Origin of the sequence: Staphylococcus croceilyticus, from assembly GCF_002902575.1 — a bacterium.
In the GTDB taxonomy this organism is placed as follows: domain Bacteria; phylum Bacillota; class Bacilli; order Staphylococcales; family Staphylococcaceae; genus Staphylococcus; species Staphylococcus croceilyticus.
The window spans coordinates 21,132-45,463 of record NZ_PPRD01000011.1; the positions used below are offsets into that span (position 1 = coordinate 21,132).

The 24,332-nt window shown below is 33.5% G+C and carries 23 protein-coding genes; 10 read left to right on the plus strand and 13 right to left on the minus strand.

What is annotated here, in order from left to right; genetic code table 11:
- Window positions 1-8: 8 nt before the first annotated feature.
- Complete coding sequence (locus CD128_RS02575) at window positions 9-368, minus strand: DUF4467 domain-containing protein (RefSeq protein ID WP_103328520.1); 360 nt, start codon at window positions 366-368, stop codon at window positions 9-11.
- Window positions 369-632: 264 nt separating this feature from the next.
- On the opposite strand from CD128_RS02575, the gene CD128_RS02580 reads away from it, so the two are divergent.
- Window positions 633-1,880 (plus strand): aminoacyltransferase, encoded by a 1,248-nt coding sequence (locus CD128_RS02580; RefSeq protein ID WP_103328521.1) that lies wholly within the window; start codon window positions 633-635, stop codon window positions 1,878-1,880.
- Between the two features lie 77 nt (window positions 1,881-1,957).
- Here CD128_RS02580 and CD128_RS02585 read toward each other — a convergent pair whose 3' ends face one another.
- The 4 genes from CD128_RS02585 to CD128_RS02600 all read right to left on the minus strand — a co-directional run bounded on the left by CD128_RS02585 (window position 1,958) and on the right by CD128_RS02600 (window position 5,764).
- Window positions 1,958-2,689: an amino acid ABC transporter ATP-binding protein gene (locus CD128_RS02585; protein ID WP_103328522.1), complete on the minus strand. Its 732-nt coding sequence runs from the start codon at window positions 2,687-2,689 to the stop codon at window positions 1,958-1,960.
- Complete coding sequence (locus CD128_RS02590) at window positions 2,686-3,405, minus strand: amino acid ABC transporter permease (RefSeq protein WP_103328523.1); 720 nt, start codon at window positions 3,403-3,405, stop codon at window positions 2,686-2,688. The genes CD128_RS02585 and CD128_RS02590 overlap by 4 nt, the downstream gene beginning before the upstream one ends.
- Window positions 3,386-4,180: a transporter substrate-binding domain-containing protein gene (locus CD128_RS02595; RefSeq protein WP_103328524.1), complete on the minus strand. Its 795-nt coding sequence runs from the start codon at window positions 4,178-4,180 to the stop codon at window positions 3,386-3,388. Before CD128_RS02595 ends, CD128_RS02590 begins: the two co-directional genes overlap by 20 nt.
- Window positions 4,181-4,318: 138 nt before the next feature.
- Window positions 4,319-5,764 carry an MDR family MFS transporter gene (locus tag CD128_RS02600; RefSeq protein ID WP_103328525.1) on the minus strand — a complete coding sequence of 482 codons (1,446 nt, stop codon included), beginning with the start codon at window positions 5,762-5,764 and terminating at the stop codon, window positions 4,319-4,321.
- A 163-nt stretch (window positions 5,765-5,927) separates the two neighbouring features.
- Here CD128_RS02600 and CD128_RS02605 point away from each other — a divergent pair, with 163 nt between their 5' ends.
- Window positions 5,928-6,029, plus strand: coding sequence for a putative metal homeostasis protein (locus tag CD128_RS02605; RefSeq protein WP_103298466.1), 102 nt, complete (start codon window positions 5,928-5,930; stop codon window positions 6,027-6,029).
- A gap of 159 nt (window positions 6,030-6,188) precedes the next feature.
- Here CD128_RS02605 and CD128_RS02610 read toward each other — a convergent pair whose 3' ends face one another.
- The 4 genes from CD128_RS02610 to CD128_RS02625 form a co-directional block, all read right to left on the minus strand.
- Window positions 6,189-6,875 (minus strand): 2,3-diphosphoglycerate-dependent phosphoglycerate mutase, encoded by a 687-nt coding sequence (locus CD128_RS02610; RefSeq protein WP_103328526.1) that lies wholly within the window; start codon window positions 6,873-6,875, stop codon window positions 6,189-6,191.
- Between the two features lie 643 nt (window positions 6,876-7,518).
- A complete protein-coding gene (locus CD128_RS02615; protein ID WP_103328527.1) occupies window positions 7,519-8,388 on the minus strand; it encodes a cation diffusion facilitator family transporter in 870 nt (289 codons plus the stop codon).
- A gap of 201 nt (window positions 8,389-8,589) precedes the next feature.
- Window positions 8,590-8,973 carry a GtrA family protein gene (locus tag CD128_RS02620; RefSeq protein WP_103298462.1) on the minus strand — a complete coding sequence of 128 codons (384 nt, stop codon included), beginning with the start codon at window positions 8,971-8,973 and terminating at the stop codon, window positions 8,590-8,592.
- Window positions 8,974-8,984: 11 nt separating this feature from the next.
- Window positions 8,985-10,472 (minus strand): hypothetical protein, encoded by a 1,488-nt coding sequence (locus CD128_RS02625; RefSeq protein ID WP_103328528.1) that lies wholly within the window; start codon window positions 10,470-10,472, stop codon window positions 8,985-8,987.
- 105 nt (window positions 10,473-10,577) lie between these two features.
- On the opposite strand from CD128_RS02625, the gene CD128_RS02630 reads away from it, so the two are divergent.
- Window positions 10,578-11,732 (plus strand): glycerate kinase, encoded by a 1,155-nt coding sequence (locus CD128_RS02630; protein ID WP_103328529.1) that lies wholly within the window; start codon window positions 10,578-10,580, stop codon window positions 11,730-11,732.
- Between the two features lie 20 nt (window positions 11,733-11,752).
- Complete coding sequence (locus CD128_RS02635) at window positions 11,753-12,529, plus strand: hypothetical protein (RefSeq protein WP_103328530.1); 777 nt, start codon at window positions 11,753-11,755, stop codon at window positions 12,527-12,529.
- A gap of 226 nt (window positions 12,530-12,755) precedes the next feature.
- Here CD128_RS02635 and CD128_RS11775 read toward each other — a convergent pair whose 3' ends face one another.
- Complete coding sequence (locus CD128_RS11775; RefSeq protein ID WP_135351009.1) at window positions 12,756-12,851, minus strand: type I toxin-antitoxin system Fst family toxin; 96 nt, start codon at window positions 12,849-12,851, stop codon at window positions 12,756-12,758.
- A 211-nt stretch (window positions 12,852-13,062) separates the two neighbouring features.
- On the opposite strand from CD128_RS11775, the gene CD128_RS02640 reads away from it, so the two are divergent.
- The 3 genes from CD128_RS02640 (at window position 13,063) to CD128_RS02650 (ending at window position 15,883) form a co-directional block, all read left to right on the plus strand.
- A complete protein-coding gene (locus tag CD128_RS02640; protein ID WP_103328531.1) occupies window positions 13,063-14,265 on the plus strand; it encodes a Bcr/CflA family efflux MFS transporter in 1,203 nt (400 codons plus the stop codon).
- Between the two features lie 164 nt (window positions 14,266-14,429).
- Entirely contained in the window at window positions 14,430-15,101 is a 672-nt protein-coding gene (scdA, locus tag CD128_RS02645; RefSeq protein ID WP_103328532.1) for an iron-sulfur cluster repair di-iron protein ScdA, read from the plus strand.
- A gap of 20 nt (window positions 15,102-15,121) precedes the next feature.
- Complete coding sequence (locus CD128_RS02650; RefSeq protein ID WP_103328533.1) at window positions 15,122-15,883, plus strand: class I SAM-dependent methyltransferase; 762 nt, start codon at window positions 15,122-15,124, stop codon at window positions 15,881-15,883.
- Window positions 15,884-15,959: 76 nt separating this feature from the next.
- Here the strand turns inward: CD128_RS02650 and CD128_RS02655 are convergent, their stop codons facing one another.
- The gene (locus CD128_RS02655; protein ID WP_103328534.1) at window positions 15,960-16,436 is read right to left on the minus strand and encodes a GyrI-like domain-containing protein; all 477 of its coding nucleotides are present in this window, start codon (window positions 16,434-16,436) and stop codon (window positions 15,960-15,962) included.
- A gap of 159 nt (window positions 16,437-16,595) precedes the next feature.
- On the opposite strand from CD128_RS02655, the gene CD128_RS02660 reads away from it, so the two are divergent.
- Window positions 16,596-17,207: a C39 family peptidase gene (locus CD128_RS02660; RefSeq protein WP_103328535.1), complete on the plus strand. Its 612-nt coding sequence runs from the start codon at window positions 16,596-16,598 to the stop codon at window positions 17,205-17,207.
- A gap of 63 nt (window positions 17,208-17,270) precedes the next feature.
- On the opposite strand, the gene CD128_RS02665 is transcribed toward CD128_RS02660, so the two are convergent.
- On the minus strand, window positions 17,271-18,080 hold the full coding sequence (locus CD128_RS02665) for a metallophosphoesterase (RefSeq protein ID WP_103328536.1): 810 nt from the start codon (window positions 18,078-18,080) through the stop codon (window positions 17,271-17,273).
- A gap of 329 nt (window positions 18,081-18,409) precedes the next feature.
- Between CD128_RS02665 and CD128_RS02670 the strand changes: the two genes are divergently transcribed.
- Both CD128_RS02670 and CD128_RS02675 read left to right on the plus strand, forming a co-directional pair.
- On the plus strand, window positions 18,410-19,810 hold the full coding sequence (locus tag CD128_RS02670) for an amino acid permease (RefSeq protein WP_103328537.1): 1,401 nt from the start codon (window positions 18,410-18,412) through the stop codon (window positions 19,808-19,810).
- A gap of 214 nt (window positions 19,811-20,024) precedes the next feature.
- Window positions 20,025-22,226 (plus strand): cation:proton antiporter, encoded by a 2,202-nt coding sequence (locus CD128_RS02675; protein ID WP_103328538.1) that lies wholly within the window; start codon window positions 20,025-20,027, stop codon window positions 22,224-22,226.
- A gap of 53 nt (window positions 22,227-22,279) precedes the next feature.
- Here CD128_RS02675 and CD128_RS02680 read toward each other — a convergent pair whose 3' ends face one another.
- Window positions 22,280-24,106 (minus strand): APC family permease, encoded by a 1,827-nt coding sequence (locus tag CD128_RS02680; RefSeq protein WP_103328539.1) that lies wholly within the window; start codon window positions 24,104-24,106, stop codon window positions 22,280-22,282.
- Window positions 24,107-24,332: the final 226 nt, after the last annotated feature.

Consider the following 24,332-nt stretch of genomic DNA (forward strand, 5'->3'; position numbering starts at 1 on the left):
ATTTAATATTAATTCATATTTTCTTCTTTATAGTCTGGATCATGACCCTCAACATATTTTTTGGTATCAAAATTATCCAGATATTTTGCTTTCTTACCATTAAATTGATATGTATAGTAATGAACTTCTTCGTTGTTACTTAAAGGTTTATACGCTAATATTACATACTTTCCTTTTTCAAATACGTAGATATTGGCGTCTTTTTTATCAAAATGTTTAACGACATCGCCTTGATCATTTTTGGCAAGTCGTTCTTGTTTCTGGTCTTGTAACTTCACCGCTTTATCTATTTTATTAGTGTATTTATCATTACCACACCCTGCTAATAGCAGTGCACACACACTTATCGTTACGATTAATTTCTTCAATCAAATTCACTCCTACAACTCAGTTCGATATATTACCAGTTTCAATAATATTATTACTGCAAACTCTATCATACAACGCTTTTGACTTGAACGCTAGATGATTAAAAATCAATTTTTTATAATTTTTTAAGTTATTATTTTTTAAAAATTAATTTCAACATACTACTAAAGTATGAGTGAATATAATATGAAAATATGTGTAATAGCGCAGTTAATTTGATAGAATAGGTTATAATTCTTAAAAAGACAGAGGAGTAGATATGTATGAAATTCGTAAATTTAACACCTGAAGAATTTGAGAATTTTACATCCGAAAATTTTTCACATTACACTCAATCGCGTATTCATTATGACAATAGAAATGAAATGAAACATGATGTTCATATTGTAGGCGTCAAAGATGAGGAAGGTAACGTTATTGCTGGAACTTTAATGACTGAAGCGCGTGCCCTAAAAATCTATAAATATTTCTATACACACCGTGGTCCCGTAATGGATTATAGTGATATTAAATTGGTTCATTTTTTCTTTAAATCATTGACAGATTATTTAAAAAAGCAAAATTGCTTATTCGTGTTAGTTGACCCTTATATTTTAGAAAACTTAAGAAATGCGGATGGTGAAATTTTAGAAAGTTATGATAATCGTGCCGTTATTAAAACATTAGAAGATTTAGGGTATAAACATCAAGGATGGTCCGTAGGTTACAGTACAATGAGTCAAATTCGTTGGTTATCTGTACTTGACCTTAAAGATAAATCTGAGGATCAATTATTAAAAGAAATGGACTATCAAACACGCCGTAATATTAAAAAAACGTACGAAATGGGCGTTAAAGTGAGAACATTACCTATGGAAGAAACAGATACGTTCTTTGAACTGTTCCAAATGGCAGAAGAGAAACATGGCTTCAAATTTAGAGATAAGCCTTACTTCTATGAAATGCAAAAAACGTATCAAGACCATGCAATGTTAAAACTTGCTTATATTGATTTAAAAGACTATTTATCTACTCTGCAACAAAAACACGATGATTTAACTAAACAATTAGCTGATGTTGATGAGGCGTTAAAAGAAAGTCCAAATTCTAAGAAAAATAAAAATAAGAAAACGCAAATTGAGCAACAATTAAACAGTAATGAACGTAAACTCAATGAAACAAAAGAGAAAATCGTTGCAGAAGGTGAAGTGCTAAATCTAGCAGCTGCGCTTTACATTTATAATGACCATGAAGTTTACTACTTATCAAGTGGTTCAAACCCTAAATACAATGCTTATATGGGCGCTTATCGTTTACAATGGGAAATGATTAAATTCGCTAAAGAGCACAATATTGATCGTTATAACTTCTACGGTATCACAGGAGACTTTAGTGAAGATGCTGAAGACTATGGCGTCCAACAATTTAAAAAAGGCTTCAATGCTAATGTATGCGAATACATTGGAGACTTTATTAAACCAATTAAACCATTCGCTTATCGCGCTCAAAAATTATTAGAGCGTAGAAAATAACTCTAACTTAAATAAGTTCAATAAAAAACCACGTTATAAAGAATTTTTCAATTCTCTATAACGTGGTTTTATTTATCTTAGTCTTCATTAATTACATTTAAGAATCTGCGAAGTTCTTCTGTTTTAGGATGATTAAACATCTCATCTGGAGAACCTTGTTCACCTATTCTACCTTCATGAATGAAGACAATTTTATTTGAAACTTCTCTTGCGAAGCGCATTTCATGTGTCACAATGACCATTGTCATGCCTTCATCTGCTAATTCTTTAATTACTCTTAATACGTCGTTAACCAATTCAGGGTCTAATGCAGACGTTGGCTCATCAAACAACATGACTTTGGGATTCATAGCTAGTGCTCTAGCAATCGCTACACGCTGTTGTTGACCGCCCGATAAAGCATGAGGACGTTGGTCTTTAACGCTTGTTAATCCAACTTTTTCTAATAATCCCATCGCTCTCTCTCTAGCGTCCGCTTTGCTCATTTTCTTAACAGTTACTAAACCTTCCATCACATTCTCTAAAGCAGTTTTATGTGGGAAAAGATTGTAACTTTGGAAAACCATGCCTGATTGTTTACGAACACTAATTTGAGATTTTTTATTATTAGCTGTATAGCTTTCTCCGTTAACTGTTACATTACCTTCAGTTGGAATCTCTAAAGCATTGATCATACGCAATAACGTTGTTTTACCTGAACCTGAACGGCCAATAAGTGTTACAACTTCCCCTTTATCAACGTTTAAATCAATGCCTTTAATGACTTCTTTATCATTGAATGATTTATGGATACCACTTAATTCAATCATGAGTTATACCCTCTTTCAATATATGATTCATAGAAGCTTTGGATGACTGAAATAATGAAACATACAACCCAGTACATTACAGCTACAAGAATATAAATAGTAAAATATTCATATGTTGTAGAAGCCACTTCCTGAGCTTTACGGAACATTTCAGCTACTAAGATAAATCCTAATAGAGATGTATCTTTAATTAGCCCTAAGAACGTATTACCTAAAGCTGGAATCGATACACGAATCGCTTGAGGTAAAATAATACGTTGAATCGTTTGGCGATAATTCATACCAATAGAATACGCCGCTTCCGTTTGTCCTTTAGGGATTGAAATAATACCACCACGGATAATCTCAGATGCATAAGCACCTACATTAAGAGATAAACCAATAATGGCTGATAGTACAGACGATAACGTCCATTGTTCATCGGCATTACCTGTAATTAGACGACCTAATTCAGGAATACCATAGAAGATGATGAACAACTGAACAATCATTGGTGTACCGCGAATGATTGATACATAAACGCGTGCAATCCCTTTTAATATCTTACTATTTGAAATACGCATTAACGCTGTGAATAAAGCAATAATTAAACCTATGATAAACGTAACAATTGTTATTGGGATAGAATATTTAACTAATCCCTCTAACATTGGCCCAAATGCTTGCCCTGCTGCATCAAGTGCGTGTTGTTGTTGACTATTTAGGCTCAGAAACATTTTCACCGAACCATTTCTTACCGATTTCTGCTAATTTACCGTTTTCTTTAAGTTTATCAAGGCCTTTATTGAAATCAGAAACGACTTTGTCATCTACACTTTTATTGAATGTAAATGCTGATTTACTTTGTTCTGCGTCACCTTTAATTGCTTTAATTTTAGCATTAGGTTTTTGTTTTTTATAATCTAAGTAAGATAAGCTATCGTTAAATGTACCATCTACACGGTTTGATAATAATAAGTCCATTGCTTGGTTGAAGCCATCAACTTTAGTAATATCTGCACCTTTATCTTTAGCTAATTTACCGTAGTTAGATGTAAATGTTTGCGCTAATTTTTTACCTTTAACATCATTAAATGATTTAATATTTTTTTCATTATCACGTACTACTAATACTGCGCTTGAATAAGTGTAAGGTTTAGAGAATTTGTATTTTTCTTCTCTTTCTTTGTTAATACCAACTTGGTTAGCAATCACATCGAAACGTTTCGCATCTAAACCTGCAAACATTGAATCCCATGATGTTTCATTGAATTTAAGTTTGTATCCTTCTTCTTTAGCTACTGCTTTGATTACGTCGATATCATAACCAGTTAATTCGTCTTTTTTGTTGTGGAACGTGAATGGTGCATATGTACCTTCAGTACCTACTCTTAAAGTTTTTTTGTCGCTACTGCTAGATTTTGAATTATTGTTTTTATCAGATGATCCACTATTGCCACAAGCAGCTAACACGAAGATAAGTGCTAAAGCTACAAATAAAAGTCTTTTCATTTTTCATTTCCTCCATATTCCTATTAGTTTAGTCAGAATAAATTAATTCTAATCTCAACGGTAGGAATAGTCAATAATAATTTGCGTTATGTCAAGTGTTCAGAATGTTTGGATATTATCAACGATTAATCAACATGTTTAATTATCTTGCGCTTCGGCTTTTACTTTCTTTTTACTTTTAATGAGAAAAGTTAATAACAAGCTGATCATCGTAATACCAACTGCAAATAAAAAGCCAGCATGATAACCATGCAACATTGCATCGAGTTGAATTTGATGCATCATGTCTTGTTTATTCATTCCTTGATAGTCACTCATCGTTGGTTTAAAACTTTTACTAGCAGAACTTAAAATAGTGATTAAGCCTGCTGTACCAATTGAGCCAGAAATTTGTTGAATCGTGTTTGTCATCGAAGAACCATGTGCATTCAATTCTGGTGTCAGTTGATTCATCGTATGAGTCATTACTGGCATTAACCCTAAAGCAATACCTATCATACGCACTGCATAAATCGTTGCGAGCATAATAGTTGAGGCATGTTCATCCATAAAGACAAAGTAAGTTGTTGTTACAATCACAATTAACATACCAATAATAGCTAAGACTTTAGCGCCAAATGTTTCATATAACCAGCCAGATATCATTGACATAATAGCCATGACAATCGCACCTGGAAGTAATATCAATCCTGAATCTACCGGTGTACGATTTAAGACATTTTGCACAAACATCGGTAATACTGTTTCAGAACCAATCATTGAAATCATAGTCACTGCCATTATCGATAAACCAATCGCAAACTCTTTATTTTTAAACACTTTAAAGCTAAGCAATGGTGTTTCAAGTCGTTGTTGTCTCCAAATGAATAATCCTACTAAGATGATGCCACCTATAATGGTTAGTAAGACTATCGGATTATCCCAACCATCGTGCGATATTGAACTTACTCCATACAGTAATCCACCAAAGCCTAGAATAGATAAGATGATTGAAATGATATCAATTGGAGCTTTGACGTTGGTGCCCACGTTTTTAACAATTTTCAGAGCAAGAATAAATGTGATTGCTGAAATTGGCGCTACCACATGGAAGAGTGATCTCCAGTTAAAATATTCCACTAAATAACCAGATAACGTTGGCCCTATGGCTGGCGCTAAACCGATGACTAAGCCAAAGAAGCCCATATATTTACCACGTTCATGTGGTTCAAAAATATCAAGTATCGTCGTCATCATTAATGGCATCATGATACCTGAGCCTAACGCTTGGATGACGCGCGCAATTAATAATATTGTGAAGTTCGGACTAAAACCGCCTAATAAAGTTCCTATTAAGAAGATAGCGATTCCTGTTAAGAATACTTGTCGTGTCGTATAACGTTGAATAATGAATGCTGATAATGGTACAACTACCCCATTCGTTAATAGAAAGGCTGTTGTCAGCCAATGTACTTGCGAATATTCTATCTTAAAGTCTTTCATGATTCGCGGTAACGCAGTCGTTAGTAACGTTTCGTTTAATAATCCAAAGAAACCGCCTAATAACATTGTATAAATCATTGCTAATTTTCTTTTATGCGACATTGTTTTCCCCCATTCTCTAAAAGCTAAGTGTCAGATACTGTTGCTTATTATACAGATTGAAATTTAATTTTCACATAAATAGCTGTAAATTTTGTAAATCGTAATAATTACTATTTACAAATAAGATTTTTTCCTTTATTCTTTTAGAAAAGGAGGCCCAAATATGAAACAAGATTTACAAACGGCACGACGCAATTTAAACAGTCCTAACATCAAAACACGTAAACGTGCTTTAAAAATAATTAAGCAACATAAACGCAAATAAGTGAGCTTTCATACTCCCATCTGAAAATCACTTTATTGACGTTCATGAAATTTAACATACAAACTACACTATTATTTAACATTTAACTCCTAAAAAAAGAGTGGAATGGAAACCTTCTTCATTATAAAGATTTCCGTGTTCCACTCTTTTCAATAGAAATTATAAATAATAATGATCAGTAACGTTTAAATGTTCATCTAATTCATAGATTAATGGTGCACCTGTTTTAATTTCATAACCAACAATATCTTCATTAGAAATATTATCTAAATATTTGATAAGTGCACGAATTGAATTACCATGTGCTGCGACTAATACAGTTTCTCCATCTAATAAATGTTGTGAAATTCTATCAGTCCAAATCGGTACGACACGTTCAAGCGTAGTTTTTAAGCTTTCAGAATATGGCATCATGCGATGGTCTAAATGACGGTAACGACGATCTTTTAAATACGTTTCTCGTTGTTCTTCAGTTTCTGCTGGTGGTTTTACATCATATGAACGACGCCATTGATGTACTTGTTCTTCACCAAATTCTTTACGCGCGTCATCTTTATTTAAACCTTGCAATTTACCATAATGACGCTCATTTAAACGCCAACTTTTATGAACTGGAATCCATTGTTGATCAGATTCAGCTAATAAATATTGCGTAGTTTCTAAGGCTCTTGTTAATAATGATGTATACGCCACATCAATTTCGATACCGTTCTCTTTCAATTTACGGCCAGATTTAATCGCTTCCTCTCTACCTTGATCAGATAATTGAACATCTTCCCAACCTGTAAATAAGTTTTTAGCATTCCATTCACTTTGTCCGTGACGGCATAAGATTAATTTTGGCATATAAAACACCTTCCTGTATTTACTTCGTACTACTTTTTTGAAAAGTAAAACGAGGCTTGAAAATTTCTTCACTGTGCTAAGTATCTGGGTAGCTCTTTCTCTAATTACTTTCATTATAAAACTATTTTAATATTTTTCATAATCTTAGCGTTTTATTATCACTCTGCCATATATGCCTTTAAACTGACATGATTGTTACTTGGCCTATATCTCTGAAAATTACTTTTGATATGGTAGTAACCGATGACATGTTTAAAGGTGTTAAAGTATAGTCACCGTAATCAACAGCAAGACAAATTGGGAGTGGAACAGAAATTAAAATAATTTCGTCGTATCCCCAACTTGCTTTGCTTGTAAACTTTCTTTTCGAAAGTCTCTGTGTTGGGGCCCCGATCCCCAACTTGCTTTGCTTGTAGACTTTCTCATCGAAAGTTTCTGTGTTGGGGCCCCGATCCCCAACTTGCTTTGCTTGTAGACTTTCTCATCGAAAGTTTCTGTGTTGGGGCCCCGCCCACCAGCCAAAGATGACTAGGTTTGAAAAAAGTTTGCTTTAAGCGCGTTTTCAATCCAGTTAGCTATTGCCAAAACAAAACTGAGGTCAAGCTGTCATAGAATGGCTTGACCTCAGTTTTTTCGTTTTTATTTAATCTAATGTATTTGGTTCTGGATGAACATATACTGAAGAAATACCTACGCTATGTAGATGTGACTCCACTTTATCACATATTTCATGTGCTTCATGTAATGATAAATGTGCATCTACAACAATTGTTACGTCTAAAAAGATACTACTTCCGTGATAACGTCCTTTTACACTTTTTACATCTTTCACGTCTTTGACTTCTAATACCTCATTACGATATTCTTCTAAATCCTTTTCATTAAAACCATCACTTAATGCAAAGATAGAATCTTTAAAAATACCAAACCCAGTATAAATAATAAGTAAGCCTAATAGTGTGGCTAAAATAACATCGACAATAGATAATCCAAATTGGGTAAATACTAATCCAATTGCTGTCCCAATACTTACTAATCCATCAGACATATTATCCTTGGCTGCTGACTCTAAAGAACTGCTTTTTGTTTTTTTAGCTAATCGGTGATTGACGGCATAGACGCCAATCATTATGATTCCACTGATCAAACTGATGATAATTGTAATGGCGTTAGGCGTATGATGTTCATGTGTAAATATGCGTGGGGCATTTTCAATAACTACTTGTATCCCTACAAACATAATAATAAATGATACTAATAATGTTGAAATATTCTCAGATTTCAAATGACCATATGGATGGTTCTTATCAGCCGGCTTGATAGAAATCTTAAGTCCTACAATAACCGCAATTGATACTATAATATCGGTCATATTATTTAAAGCGTCTGCTCTGACTGCTGCTGAATCATATACAAATCCGATAATATATTTAGAAACTGAAAGAATGATATATACGATTAAACTTAGATACGCGCCTCTTTGAGCTAACTTTAGATTTTCACTTTGAGACATCTCATTCCCCACCTTAAAAGCATTAATATCAATAGTATGAGCTATGAAATATTGAATTACAACGTTTTTTTATTTCTATAATTTTTGTATAAATACGCTAATTTATTTTTTAGCTAAGCCTAAATTGACAATTAACTGATGCTAAAAAACGCCCTTTAATGAGTCTATATCTAGACTAATAAAAGGCGTCATTAGTGTACTTTATTTATCGCGTAATAACCATTTTGATAACACAAATGTAATTGGAATAGTAACAATCAATCCTACAAACGGTGCGATTTCTGATGGAAAATTAAACCATCTTACAAAAACATATAAAAATAGTGTTTGCATCCCCATATTCACAACTTGCGTTAAAGGGAAACTTAAAAACTTTTTCAAAGTTGGTTTTACATTATAAACAAAATAACAATTTAAATAGTAAGAAATAATAAAACTCACTACAAAACCTATAATATGACTGAGCATATAATGTACATTAAATAACTTTAATAAGATTAAGTACACAAGGTAATAATCAAGCGTATTAATTCCACCGACTATCACAAATTTTATAATTTCATAGTGCGTTTTAGTTAACTTCATAATAATTCTCCTTAGTCGTTTGTTTCTGTAATTTTAAACGGCAATACTTTCATTTTTTTATTATTAGGAATGTGATGATATTCTTTGAAGTTTTCTTTATCAATTTCACTAGTCGGCGTCATGCCACTAAAGTATGTTTCAAATGGTAAATGATGGATGACTAGTTCATTTTTATGGGTCTCCATTTGCGTATGTATAGAATCTAATCGTTTTTCATTTTCAAAATGCAGTGTAGTACAAACAATGATATATACAATCATTAATAATAGAGTTAACACTTTAAATATGTTGAACGTAGTTTGCGTTAGTCTACCAAGTGTAATTAAGAGAATAACAGCAAGTAGACACCATAAAGTATATATCATAAAGAAATATTGTGGCACTACTTTTCCAATTAAGAATATAGGAATGGCATTGAGAATTATTGAAATGCCTATGCCTCCAATGACAACGCGCATATAACGATTCTTAACCATATAGAAACTCGCTATAAATACACTGACATAAAATATAAGACAGATTGTCATATTAACGAAACCATAACTATATAAGATGACCAGTTGTTTCAAGTTGAGAGGCACATAAATCAATATTCTGTATATTGGCAATGCGCTAATTCCAAATATTAAAAAGAATCGTTTATATTTATTCCACTCTTTAAAAGCTACATTATTTATCAATAATATAATTAAAACAATAGCGATTATACTTATTACAAGGACGTTATCGAAAAATATATATTGTGGTAACTGTTCAAACAAAGTCAGCTTTATTTTATGAAAGAAACCTAATTCATCTACTTGAGCACGTAAATTCCTAATATTGATAAAATAGTAAATATAGGTTTCATTAAACAACATTATAAATGTACCACATAACGTTAACATAAAGCCTATTAATAAGTTAAAGTTGATCTTCCGCTTCCAAATAAAGTAAATGATTAATGCGCTCAACAGCATCATGACATTATAGAAAGTGAGTGTTTCCGCAAACCATTGGCCTATGACACAGGCGATCCAAAATAAACAGACGTTCCAAAACTTGAACTCATTTTCAAAGATAAAAGTTGTAATCACAAAATGTAAAATATAGAATGCGATACAAGTCCCAAATACATAACTATAAAATAATTCAAAATTGCCATAGCTTTGCGCAAAAATTGAATTGGGTATAACAAATACGAAGAGTATTATTAAAATGAAAGTATTGGTTGAGAATGTATATGTTACGAGTTTAAGCATCATTAGGACGAAAAGTATAGAGATGATGCCATATGAGACGACGCGCAATATGGCAGATTGTGTGATAGCAAATGCTAAGAGATTACTTATATAACCTCCATCAATTTGTTCAAAATGATTGGTCACTGCTTGCATCCCTTGATGACTGCCCCAAAACCAATCCGAACTATGTAAAGGCATCATAAATGCGATATAACAGTAGAAAATGAATAAACCTATTAACCAGATGTATAATTCGTGTTGCTTTAATCTAAACATTTTTTCTCCTTCTTATTACTTAGAAAGACTTATCTAACAGAATTTTAATTTTAAATATTATTATATACTAATTTTATAAACTAACCATTATTAAGGGGTGATGATATGCCAATCCATAAAATTGTAATCGCAACTGATTCATTTAAAGAGAGCATGTCAGCTAAAGAAGCTGGTTTAGCTATTCAACGTGGCTTTCAAAAAATATTAAATAAAACTATTAACTATGATATTATTCCAATGGCAGATGGCGGTGAAGGCACCACTGACGCTTTAAAAGAAGCGTTAAACGCTGAAACATATAAAGTGAAAGTTCATGATCCCCTCCATCACGACATTGAAGCAAGTTATGCCCGCTCACAAGATAATAATGTGGCAATTATTGAAATGGCGGCCGCTTCCGGTTTAGACTTATTAAAATCTCATGAACGTGAGCCGTTAAAGACGTCTACCTTTGGTGTAGGAGAATTAATTAAAGACGCGCTGGATCATGGTGTTTCAAAGATTATTTTAGGGCTGGGTGGAAGTGCAACGAATGACGGTGGAAGTGGCATGCTTACCGCTCTTGGGGTGAAATTTTTAGATGAAAATGAGGAAACCTTACCTTTAGGTGGCGGTTATCTTTCACAGCTAGCACGTATTGATTTGTCTCAATTAGATTCACGCCTAGAGCATGTACAATTTGAAGTCGCTTGTGATGTAAATAATCCATTATTAGGTGACAATGGTGCAACCGCCGTGTATGGGCCTCAAAAAGGTGTCACAGATAAGATGATACCAAAGTTGGATTCCGCCTTAGCTACCTATCATGATATGATTGAAAGAGATGTTAATAAAAATGTTAAAGATGTACCTGGTGCCGGTGCGGCTGGTGGATTAGGTGCAGGTATCCTAGCATTTTTCTCAAATGCTTCCTTATCCAAAGGTATCGATATCGTTCTCCAGGAAACCCAATTTTCAAAAAGAGTGAAAGATGCAGATTTAGTCATCACTGGAGAAGGAAAAATGGATGCGCAAACTATTTATGGCAAGACGCCCATTGGTGTAGCACAAGCAGCAAAACAATATGATATACCTGTTGTAGCGATTTGTGGTAGCCTAGGTGATGGCTATGAAGCGGTTTATGAGCATGGCATTGATAGCGCCTTTAGCATCATCGAACAACCTATGGAAATAGATGATTTATTAACTAAGGGGAAACACAATATGCAACGTACCGCTGAAAATGTGGCACGATTACTCCAACAAGTAATGAAAAAATAAATATAAATGAGGTGACCAACATGAAACGTACAGATAAATATAAAGAATCTTATAAATACGATGATCAATATCGTCAACCTTCTAAACAAAATCAGGACAAACGTTATCGCCAAGAGCGTAGACAAAATGATGAGAACTACCGTCAACGCAATGGTCAACGCCGTCCCGAGTCAGAAGACCCAAGATATCGTGACGATTACGCGTCACGCGAGGACTATCGTCGCGATGAGTTCTATGATGACCATGGCGAACGTTATTACAATGAACGTGATTTCCGTCGCGAACAACAATTAGAAGAAGAAAATGAAAAAAATCGAAAATCTAAAAAGTGGTTAATTGCGATTATAGCGATTCTATTAGTGATTGTGGCTATATTTGCTACAAAAGCAATTGTTAATCATATGAGTGGCGAAGATGAGAAAGTGAGCAATGATCCTAATAAAGTATCTAAAAACTATGAGAATCAAGTAAATGATCAAAAAGATAGTATTCAAAGCCAAGTTGAAAAAGCTAAAAACGAAATTAAAGATAAGATTGATAGCGATTCACGTATTTCACAAATTCAAGATGAGATTAATAAACTGAAAAATAATGAAGAAAATAAGAATGATTCAAAATTCACTCAGTTTTATCAAGATCAAGTTAATAAATTAAAAGAAGCTAATAATGCGCAACAAAATAATGAAAATCAAGGCAAAGTAGATAACTTATTAAATGATGTGAATACAAAAGTGGATGACATTAAAAGTAAACTAGACAGTCTTATTAATGGTTCTAAAGACGCAAACAATCAATAATAATGTGTTAGGTAAACTAAAAACTTGTTTAATCTTACTAGACATTAATATTTATCTTCATATCTACATGTTATAACGCAAGTAACAAATATGATGCTAAGCATCACACTTTGCATTTCTTCACTAACTAGTGCTATAATTCAATTAACAAGAATTCTAGTATGAATACACCAATCCCCTCACTACGGCAATAGTGAGGGGATTTTTTGGGTGTGGCTATAGTCGCCTATTTATCATTGCGATTACGTAGCCAATACGTAAATAACGCAACAATACAACCACTGATGACTGTGGTCGTGATGTGAACAAGAATTTCTAGCATGAATAACACCTCCTCTCTGCGTCTAAATTGACGCCTGAGAGATAGGCGACTTATATATTATACCATCTTCGAATTTACGATGCTCCTACTCACCCTACCAATGCAAACTTCAATTTTCTGTCCATTCATTTAATAAAACTTTTTTTATAACTTACAAATATTTGAAAAAACGATATAATGTAATTTACAAATCTTTTCAAGGAGATTCTATATGCAAAATATAACAAGCACTAAACTCCCCTTGTTTTTAGTTATAATTTTAGGTAGCATGACTGCCTTTGGTCCAATGATTATTGATATGTATTCACTTGCGTTACCTACAGTGCAACATCACTTCGGCTCTTCTACTTCTGAAGTGCAACTGACTTTATCGTTCGCAATGATTGGATTAGCATTAGGACAATTTTTGTTAGGACCTTTAGCAGATGCGTTTGGATATAAAAGAACAGGCATTATCACTTTATGTATCTTTCTCTTAACCTCTGTCAGTTCCATCTTTGTAACTCACCTCTCGTTGTTTATCGTTATACGTTTGGTTCAAGGATTAACAGCAGGTGGTATTATTGTCATTGCTAAAGCATTTGCAGGCGAAAGATATACAGGTGACTTACTTGCTAAATTTCTAGCTTCACTCATGGTGGTTAACGGTATTATAACGATTATTGCTCCCCTATTAGGTGGCTTATCACTAACACTAGGTTCATGGAGAATCATTTTCGTTATTCTAACTATTATTAGCCTAGTGATTCTAAGTGGCTTTGCGTTGAACATGCCTTCAACGGTTAATGAAGAACATCGCACGTTAAATTTTAAAGCCATTTTCCTAGATTTCGGACAGTTGTTAAAAAAGCCAGGTTTCGTTATTCCTATGATCTTACAAGGTTTAACTTACGTCATGTTGTTTAGCTTTTCATCAGCTTCACCCTTTATCACTCAGAAAATTTATAATATGACACCTTTGCAATTTAGTGTAATGATTGCAATTAATGGCATAGGTCTTATAGTTGTCAGTCAAAGTGTCGCTATATTAGTTACATATATTGATCGTTATCGTTTGTTTATTTATTTAACTTTAATTCAAATTATCGGCGTTGTGTTGATTACAATGACCCTTCTTTTACATGGTCCTTTATGGATATTACTTGTCGCTTTCTTCTTAAATGTTTGTCCAGTAGCTTCAGTTGGTCCTCTTGGATTCTCTATGGCTATGGAAGAACGTACAGGCGGAAGTGGTAATGCTTCAAGTTTACTAGGGCTATTTCAATTTATTCTTGGCGGCATTATTTCTCCTTTAGTTGGTTTAAAAGGGGAATATAATATTATGCCGTATGTGCTAGTGATTACAATCACAGCTATATTATTAATCGTCCTTCAAGTGATTTATTTTAGACACCACAATCGAATAAATGCTTAGACTCATTAGGGCAAAGAAATCTTAATAAATTAGATTACTTTGCCTTTTTTATTTATTCATCATTTTGTTATAACTTTTCGACAAATACATGACATCTAACTTCCCCCTCTCTATAAAAAAATAATTATTTTATATAATAGCCAATGTATAAAGGAGGAATTGAAATGATTAACAAAGATTCAATAGTAGCAAATATTGTCACTCAACAACCTTTGGCAGCAGATGTCTTTAGACAATATGGTATCGATTTCTGTTGTGGTGGCAACATTTCAATTGAGGAAGCAGTTCAAAATAAAAAAGTGGATGCTGAAACACTTCTAAATAAACTTAATGCATTACCAGTCTCACAACCTGGAGGTATTAGCGTTGAATATCTCGATGCGCCTTCATTAATTCAATATATTCAATCACGTTTCCACCAAACTATACGTGAAGAGTTTAAAAACCTTTCCCCTTACGTTACTAAAGTAGCGAGAGTACATGGCGAAAGATTTCCATATCTATTAGAATTACAAGATTTATATCGTCAATTTAGAGATGGCATGTTGGAACATATGGCTGAAGAAGATGAACAAGCTTTTCCAAAATTAATTGAAATCTCAAAAGGCCATGAGGTAGAAAATGCAGATCAGATTATTCAAAGCTTAGTGGATGACCATACTCAAACAGGTCAATTACTTCAATCTATGCGTGAATTAACTAACGATTATCAACCTCCGCAAGAAGCTTGTACAACATGGCGTTTAGTGTATAACCGTCTTGAGAATTTAGAACGTGAAACCCACGAACATGTACATCTTGAAAATCACGTTTTATTCAACAAATTTACAAGTTAATAAATGCGAGGTGTTAATGAATGGGAAATAAGAAACTAGCAGGCCACACCTTCTTAGCTACATTAGGTAAAAAAAGGTTGCGCCCAGGTGGTAAAGTAGCTACGGATTGGCTTATTCAAAAGGGACATTTTTCAAAAGAAAAGAACGTTCTAGAAGTAGCATGTAACATGTGTACGACATCAATTGAACTGGCCAAAACATATCACTGTCATATTGAAGGTGTAGATTTAAATAACAAAGCCTTAGAACAAGGTCGAAGAAATGTCGCCAAACATCATTTAGAGAAGTATATTCATTTAACACAAGCTAACGCTTCGAAACTACCATTTGAAGATAATAGCTTTGATATTATCTTGAATGAAGCGATGCTTACAATGTTGCCTATAGCAATGAAAGAAAAAGTACTTCAAGAATATTACCGCGTGCTTAAACCAAATGGCATTCTACTTACACACGATATTACGATTGTTAATCGCCCACTTAAAGAACAAGTAATCACTGAACTCAGTGACGCCATTAATGTAAAGGTAACGCCTTTAACTACAGAACATTGGTATCAACTTTATCAATCAGCAGGGTTTAGCATGATTGAATCTCATACAGGCACATTGTCATTAATGTCGCCCCTTGGCATGATGAGAGATGAAGGTTTGGTAGGCACACTTAAGATCATTAAAAATGCCTTAAAACCTGCTAATCGTCCGATGTTCTTTAAAATGTTCAAAACAATGCGCAGACATAAAAATAACATGAACTATATCGTTCATGCTGTTCGAAAATAATTGCTTCAAACATGATTCCATTGTAACTTATCTTCCCATAAACAACTCACAATGGAATCATGTTCTTATTTAAAAATTAGCGAGAAATAGGCATCCAAATTTCTGTAATATAATCATCGCTATGAGTATTTCCCGGTAAATAATGTTCAAGAAGTGGCATAGATTTAACTGTGACATCAAGATGTGGTAATACATTTTGATGGATGTGTGCGAGAGTTGTTTTAACAGCTTTAGGAACTTTACCCACAGCATTAAAAACAATATATGTTTGAGCCTCTAATTCAATTATTTCATAAGTCCCCTCATTGTAACCATCTGTATTTGTAGGTACGCCAATCATATATTCCATTTCTCCGTTGTCTAGCGAATAACAAATACCTAATATTCCAGATAATTTATGATTACTTTTTTCGATTATTTTTTCAGTTAATTGTTTATCGTTTACTTCTTGCCAAAAGTCAGGAATGCCTTGTTGCATTTCTTTTCCATTATTAAATCTTCGTTTTATTCCTACAAACTTTAATTTTTCTAAATCTATAAATCGGTAGTCCATTTTGCCCTCCTTTTCAGAAAATCAAAAATTCGAATTTCTTTCTTAACTATTATATACCCAGTTCAAATTGATATACGAAAGACTTATGAGGGTATATAATGGATTTACTTTAAATAGAACGTGCGCAACATGTTACGAGTGAATGAAGGAGAAACAATTATGAAAAAAACCATCTTGCCTGTCAAACCGATTAGCCAATTATTTCCGATTCCAATGGTTATGGGATGTGAAGGCGTTTCAGCAGCTATGTTACTTCAATATAATCATTATGATATTAAGTCAACAGACATTATGAAACATTGGCCTACGCATCCGAATAATCCTCATAAAGGTTATGTCGGTCATCAACTATTGATTAAATTCGGACATCATCAAACCATCTTCCCAGATGCTTATGTTCCCTATTTACAAACGTTTGACGACCGCTTCGTTGACGGTACTGGTACAGATTTGACCGAATTAGAAGATATTATCGACCAAGGCCAACCTATTATTATGTATCATACTAGTCTCGGCGATGCACCTAGTCGCAGAACATTTAAATTTGATAATACAACGACCGAGTTAGTTTCTAATATTCACGTAACATTATTAATTGGCTATGACGAGAATTATTACTATTATATTGATCCGTTATGGAGTCATGTATTTCGTAAATTTATCTTCCCTGCCATTATTCCAAATCGTTTCCAAGTCATTAAGATAGGTAAAAAAATATTGGAACGTAGTTTTAATGAACCTGGTAAGAAGTGTATTTATCTTCAACCATAATAAATCCTCGCTAAGTAATCTTTTCGAATGACTACTTAGCGAGGTATTTTCATTTTCCATCTTTTAAATATCGAAATCCATTAAGGCGTGATTCATTTCTGTGTCTATATCATCTGTGCGCCATTCACGTCGATAGCCCAAGCAAGGACACATATAGGTAATGCCTTTATCGACGATGGCCTTACGGAAATGAACATGGCCCATAATACTATACTGAATTGGATAGCTTTGATATAAACTATCAAAGTCACGCGTACCAATAAATGCATTGAAGAAATCGAATATTCTATGCGGTGTTGGCACAACAAATTGAGGATGCGTCACAATATGCGTCATTAAAATAATGTTCTTATCACTTACGCTTGCCAAATCTTTTGCAGTTTGCGTTGCTGCCAATTGAGAGAACGTTCTATCATCTGTTTGCCAATCTATCTTCACCTTATCTTGCCATGTTGCCCCGTAATATTTGCCTCGTTCAATACGTTCAAGATCAAACTTATCATCGGCATAACTGTAATCGTACCAAGCTGTATGACCGACAATCGCCCATTCATCATTAATCACATAAGGCTTTCCGATTAAACATTCTGGTTGCTTAGCATAGAATTCATAAATCTCTTTAGAAGTAATCGTATCATCGGGCGCCCAATAATCGTGATTTCCAGGCACAAATAATACTGGAATAGATATATTATGTTTTAACTCACGAATAAACTGACAGCTTTCTTGAAAATGATTGGATATATCGCCAGCGATTAATAATATATCTATATTTCGTTTTAAAACAACACGTGTAAGCGATTCTAAATAAGCTTGCGCATCCAGTTTAGGATTTCGATCAATATGCAAGTCTGATATGGCTCCAATTTTCATATACTTGTCCCTCTTACTCAATAATTTATTAAGTTTCAATTATTATGTCACATAAACTTTTAAATTTAAATTATTCTGATTATTGCATTTTAATAAATATATTTGTATTTCTAAAAATTAAGAGTATAATAAAAATAACTTTTAGCAATGACACATATTTTAATAAAATTAAAAGTTAACACCATTTAAATAACAGAATATTCAAACTATTACATACTACCGTTTATCTAATCGTACACTCATCTGTTAAAAGTGGAAATTTAAATACTAAAATAAGAAAGCGTTTTCACAAAAGATTATGAACTCCATGCTTTCTGAGGAGGAAGTATATGGCAAGACAGTTAGAGAGAGAATTAAGTAACAGACACATTCAGTTAATTGCAATTGGTGGCGCTATTGGAACAGGTTTATTCTTAGGTTCTGGGCAAACAATTTCTTTAACAGGGCCTTCATTATTAATCACTTATATGATTATTGGTATGGTGCTCTTTGCGTTTATGAGAGCCTTAGGAGAATTATTATTAAGTAATACACGCTTTAATTCATTTGTAGATATTGCAAATGAATACATCGGACCTTTTGGAGGCTTCGTTATTGGCTGGACGTACTGGCTTTCTTGGATTGCTTCAAGTATGTCTGATTTAACAGCCATGGGACAATATTTTAGTTTCTGGTTCCCACAAGTACCTCACTGGATTACGGTTCTATTTATTGTACTTATGCTTATTTCATTTAATATGCTTGGTGCTAAATTATTCGGTGAATTAGAGTTTTGGTTCTCAATTATTAAAATCGTAACTATCATTGCGATGATTATTGTAGGACTTGTGATGGTCTTCTTCTCATTCAGAACTTCATATGGACATGCCTCTTTTGGTAACTTAACCAATCATGGCGGTATCTTCCCTAATGGTCCATTTGGTTTCTTAATGGCATTTCAAATTGCTGTTTATTCATTTATTGGAATTGAGTTAATCGGAGTTACTGCCGGAGAAACAAAAGATCCAAGAAATGTTATTCCTAAAGCCATTAATAATGTACCAGTGCGTATCTTATTATTCTATGTTGGTGGCTTATTAGTCATCATGTCCGTTATTCCATGGAATAAAATTCATTCAGATAGCAGTCCATTTGTGACAATGTTTAGTTTAATTGGTTTACCTTTCGCAGCAGGATTAGTTAACTTTGTAGTTTTAACTGCAGCTGCTTCAGCAACAAACAGTGGTATTTATTCAAATAGCCGAATTTTATTTGGTTTAGCTAAACAAGGTTTAGGACCTAAAGTATTAAGTAAAACAAATCATAATAGTGTGCCATACTTATCTATGTTAGTGTCGTCTGGCGTATTACTTGCAGCCGCTTTACTCAACTTTATCTTCCCTAATGCGATGCAATTATTTATTTACGTTACTACACTATCAACCGTCCTCTTTTTAGTTGTATGGGCTATGATCATTATTTCTTACATTATTTATGTACGTAAAAATCCTGAAGAACATCGTAAGAATAAATTCAAATTATTCGGTGGACAAGCAATGGCGTATGTTGTCCTAACATTCTTCTTCTTTGTCTTTATCTTATTGTTCTTTAGCGCAGATACAAGAATGGCAGTATTTATTTCACCGTTCTGGTTCATTTTCTTATTCTTCTTATATAAAAAATATAAACAGAATGCAGAAGCATTGGCAGAGCGCACACGTAAACAAGGACGTAACTCTATTACCTACTAAATTTATGACTTACTATCTATCTTAGCGAAGTACATTCAAATGCGATTGTACTTCGCTATTTTTTAGTTTAGGCTAAGATTTTTAAAGGTAGAATGTATAGAACAAAATAAGTTAAATTAAAAATTCTTTTGTACCGTAGTCATACTTTTTTGATAGCTTATTTAACATCATGTAAAATAATACTATTATAAAAAATTTAATAAAGGAGTTATATATGGAACTATTAGAAGCTTTTCTCTTATTTATTTGTGCAGTAATTATTAGTTCTATTATTTATAATAGGTTCCCTAAAATTCCTACTGCTTTTATTCAAATTGCACTAGGTGTCTGCCTTTTTATCCTCCCTATTCCAATTCATTTCGAATTTGAATCTGAAGTATTTATGATGGCAGTCATCGCACCATTATTATTTGTCGAAGGGACTCACGTTTCTCGTACAAAATTAATGGAGTATCGCAAACCTGTTATTCTAATGGCGATGGGATTGGTATTTACGACCGTTATTGGTGTAGGCTTCTTTATCCATTGGATTTGGCCTAGTTTACCTATGCCTGCAGCATTTGCTATCGCAGCCATTCTCTGCCCTACCGATGCCGTAGCAGTTTCAGCTATTACAAAAGGTAAAGTCCTGCCTAAAGGTTCGATGTCCATCTTAGAAGGCGAATCATTACTTAACGATGCTGCTGGTATCATTTCATTTAAAATTGCAGTTACTGCGTTAGTTACAGGCAGTTTTTCAGCTTTTGACGCTATTGGCCAATTTATTATTTCGACTATCCTAGGTATTTTAGTAGGTATTATTGGTGGGGCATTAGTAGTTCGATTAAGAATTTATTTAACTGCAAACAAAGGTTTAAAAGATAGTAATACATTAACATTTATCCAATTACTTACACCTTTTGCGATTTATTTTATTGGGGAAGAAGTGCATGCCTCTGGGATTATCGCTGTCGTTGTAGCTGGATTAATTCACGGCTTAGAACGTGATCGTTTAATTCGCGCCCAAACTGAATTACAAATGAACTACAACCAAATTTGGAACACATTAAGTTACGCATTAAATGGTTTCGTCTTTGTTGTATTAGGTTTCATTGTGCCTGAAGTATTTATGGAAATTATTCATAAAGAACCTCAAAATATCACTTTCCTTATTATGATCTCATTACTGATTGCACTCGCGATTTATGTCTTCAGATACATATGGGTGTATTTATGGTTCAAAGATTTTTATTATCCTAAAAATGTGCAGTCCTACCTTGATGAGGAAGAAGACGCTGGCCCGCCTAAGCGTAGTCATTATGCGTTTATCATGACGATGTGTGGTATTCATGGTACCATCTCGCTTTCCATGGCATTGACCTTGCCTTATATGATGAATGGCAATCATGAATTTACTTATCGCAATGATTTATTATTTATTGCATCGTTAATGGTATTAATTAGTTTAATTATGGCGCAAATTGTTTTACCTATCATTACTCCTTCTGAAAAAGTCTCAGATTTCAAAGGCATGACCTATCAATCTGCTAAAATCTTTATGGTTCAGAACGTGCTTGATGCCTTTAAGAAAAAAGCTAAAGACAATAAAAATGTAGATTATCGTCCAATTCTCAACCAATATTTTAATGAATTATCGTTCTTAATTAATATGGAACCAGATAATCAAAATACAAAAGAATTGCGTCGTTTACAGGAGATTGCCGAAAAAGAAGAAACTGAAACACTTGAACGTTTAATTGACAAAGGACGTATTTCTAAAAAAGACTTAACAGACTATCGTAACGTGATGGAATTCAGTCAATCTTATCGTGAAATGTCATTTGTGCGTAAAGTAAGCCGTCTTTTCAAAATGCTCTTCCTCCGCTTTAAAGCTAGAAAAGATTCACGTAAGGAAGCACACAAAATTCATAAAGAAGACCGTGCGCTTATGCGTGAAGAACATAAAGCAACGTCTAAAGAGGATCATGCATCCATCAAAGAAAAACGTGAAGAGTATAAACAAGAACGTCATAAAGTGAAAGAAGAACGTAAAGCTCAACGAAAAGCATATAAAAATAGCTTCAACAAAGTACAACAAATTATGCGTGTCGTAAATCACAACATTATTATGAGAATGCGTGAAGAACAAAATAGTTCAAACGTACTTGAAGTCAGTTTAATTATTAACCAATATCATGCGTTATCACGTACAATTCGCCACAATCAAAACAGAAAACAACAAAAAGAAGAAAACAAAGACGTTTATGCCTTAACAACACAACAACAACATGAGGTAAAACTTGAAGCCTTATACATTCAACGTCAATTACTCGATGAATTAATTTCTCGCAATAAAATATCTAATGAAATTGCGACACAGTTGCGTGAAAATATAAACTATAACGAAATCGTGTTAGCACACGAAGCACAACATTAATTAATTAAGAAAGCAGGAACCTGAAAAATAACATTTCAAGTTCCTGCTTTTTACTATTTCTGTAATTTAAATGGCACTGTCGCTAAAATAACATTTTTTTGATAGAATAAGTGCATTTTCAAACGAATACTCGTTTGGTTGTGCAAGAAATTATGCCATGATTTTTTAGTGATAAACTGTGGTACTACTACAGTAATCACATAATTTTTATCATTTGCTTTTTTATTAATTTTATCAATAAAGCGTGAAATCGGACGAATCACACTACGGTATTCTGAATGTAAGATAACTAAACGCACGTCTGGGAAATGGTTTTTCCACTTTTCAGCAAAAGCTTTATCCGCTTCATCACCAAATGAAACGTGCACGGCGATAACATCATCCGCAATCATCTGTGCATAATAAACAGATTTATCAATCGCAGATGTAATTGTACTTACTGGAACAACTGCTAAGTTTTTATCAACAATTGGCATATCCTGTATCATTGCAGTTGATTTCAATTGTTTCGCAATATCTTTGTAGTGACTATTGATACGTAAGAATACGTAAACAACAATAGGTAAAAAGATTAAAATTGGCCATACATGTGAAAATTTAGTAATCAAGAAAATCATAAATACGATGAAAGTGATTGTGCCACCCACTGCATTCGCAATAAGTTTTGTAGCCCAACCTTTTTCGCGTCCTTTAACCCATTTAAGTACCATACCGAATTGTGCTAACGTAAATGGAATAAACACACCTACTGCATATAACGGAATTAAGTTCTCAGTTTTACCCTTGAAAATAATGATTAATAAAATCGCACACACGCCTAAAGTAATAATTGAGTTAGAGTAACCTAAGCGGTCACCACGCACTCTGAACATACGTGGCATATATTTATCTTTCGCCATACTTGCCGCTAACATTGGGAAAGCTGTAAAACCAGTATTGGCAGCTAATACAAGAATCATTACTGTAGTAGCTTGTACAAAGTAATAGCCCACATTATGTCCTAAAATATTCGCTGCTAATTGCGATAATACTGTCGTTTCAGTTTGTGGCATAATACCATACCAATATGCTAAGCCTACAATACCTACTAATAAGAAGGCTAAGATACCCCCCATAGTCACTAATGTTTTAACGGCATTTTTAGGACCTGGATCTTTAAAGTTCGTAACAGCATTGGAAATTGCTTCTACACCTGTAAGAGATGAAGCCCCTGAAGAAAAGGCTTTTAATAACAGGAATAACGTCACACCTGGTACGGCTGTACCTACGCTTGCATGCATATGAGGTGTCGCTTGACCTGTCGCAACTTTCCAAACACCGACAATAATCATAATAATTAACCCGATAATAAATAAATAAACTGGATATGATAATACAGTGGCTGATTCAGTTAAACCACGTAAATTCATAATCAAAATAAATAACACTAATAAACATGCGATTAATACTTTGTGATGATATAAAGATGGAAAGGCTGCCACAAATGCATCAGCACCTGACGCAATACTAACAGCTACCGTCAATATATAATCGACAAGTAAAGAACCACCTGCAAGTAAGCCCCATTTTTCTCCTAAGTTTGTCTTAGACACCATGTAGGCGCCGCCACCTTTAGGATAGGCATAAATAATTTGGCGATACGATAAGATTAACGCAGCCAATAGAATTAATACCGCACAAGCAATAGGTAACGTATACCAAGATGCAATTGCTCCTATAACAGATAATGTGATTAAAATTTGTTCAGGACCATATGCAACGGATGATAAGGCATCGGATGATAAAATGGCTAGCGCTTTGAAATTACTGATTTTTTCATTTTTCAAATCTCTATTTCGTTTAGGCTTACCAATTAAAAGTCTTTTAAATTGAGTGAACATTTAACCCTTACCTCTTTTATATTCAATTTCAATGGATAAAATATACTCCCATTTCTAACAAAAGTATAGACACTTATCTAAGATTTATTAGATATTTATACTCTTTAAGTTACTTTTTACCATTATATTTTCAGGTATATTTTTATAATATAGTCATTTCAAAAATGTTGATAACAATGTATAAACCCCTTTATTGAGCTATTTTAACTAAATGTTGCTATACTAA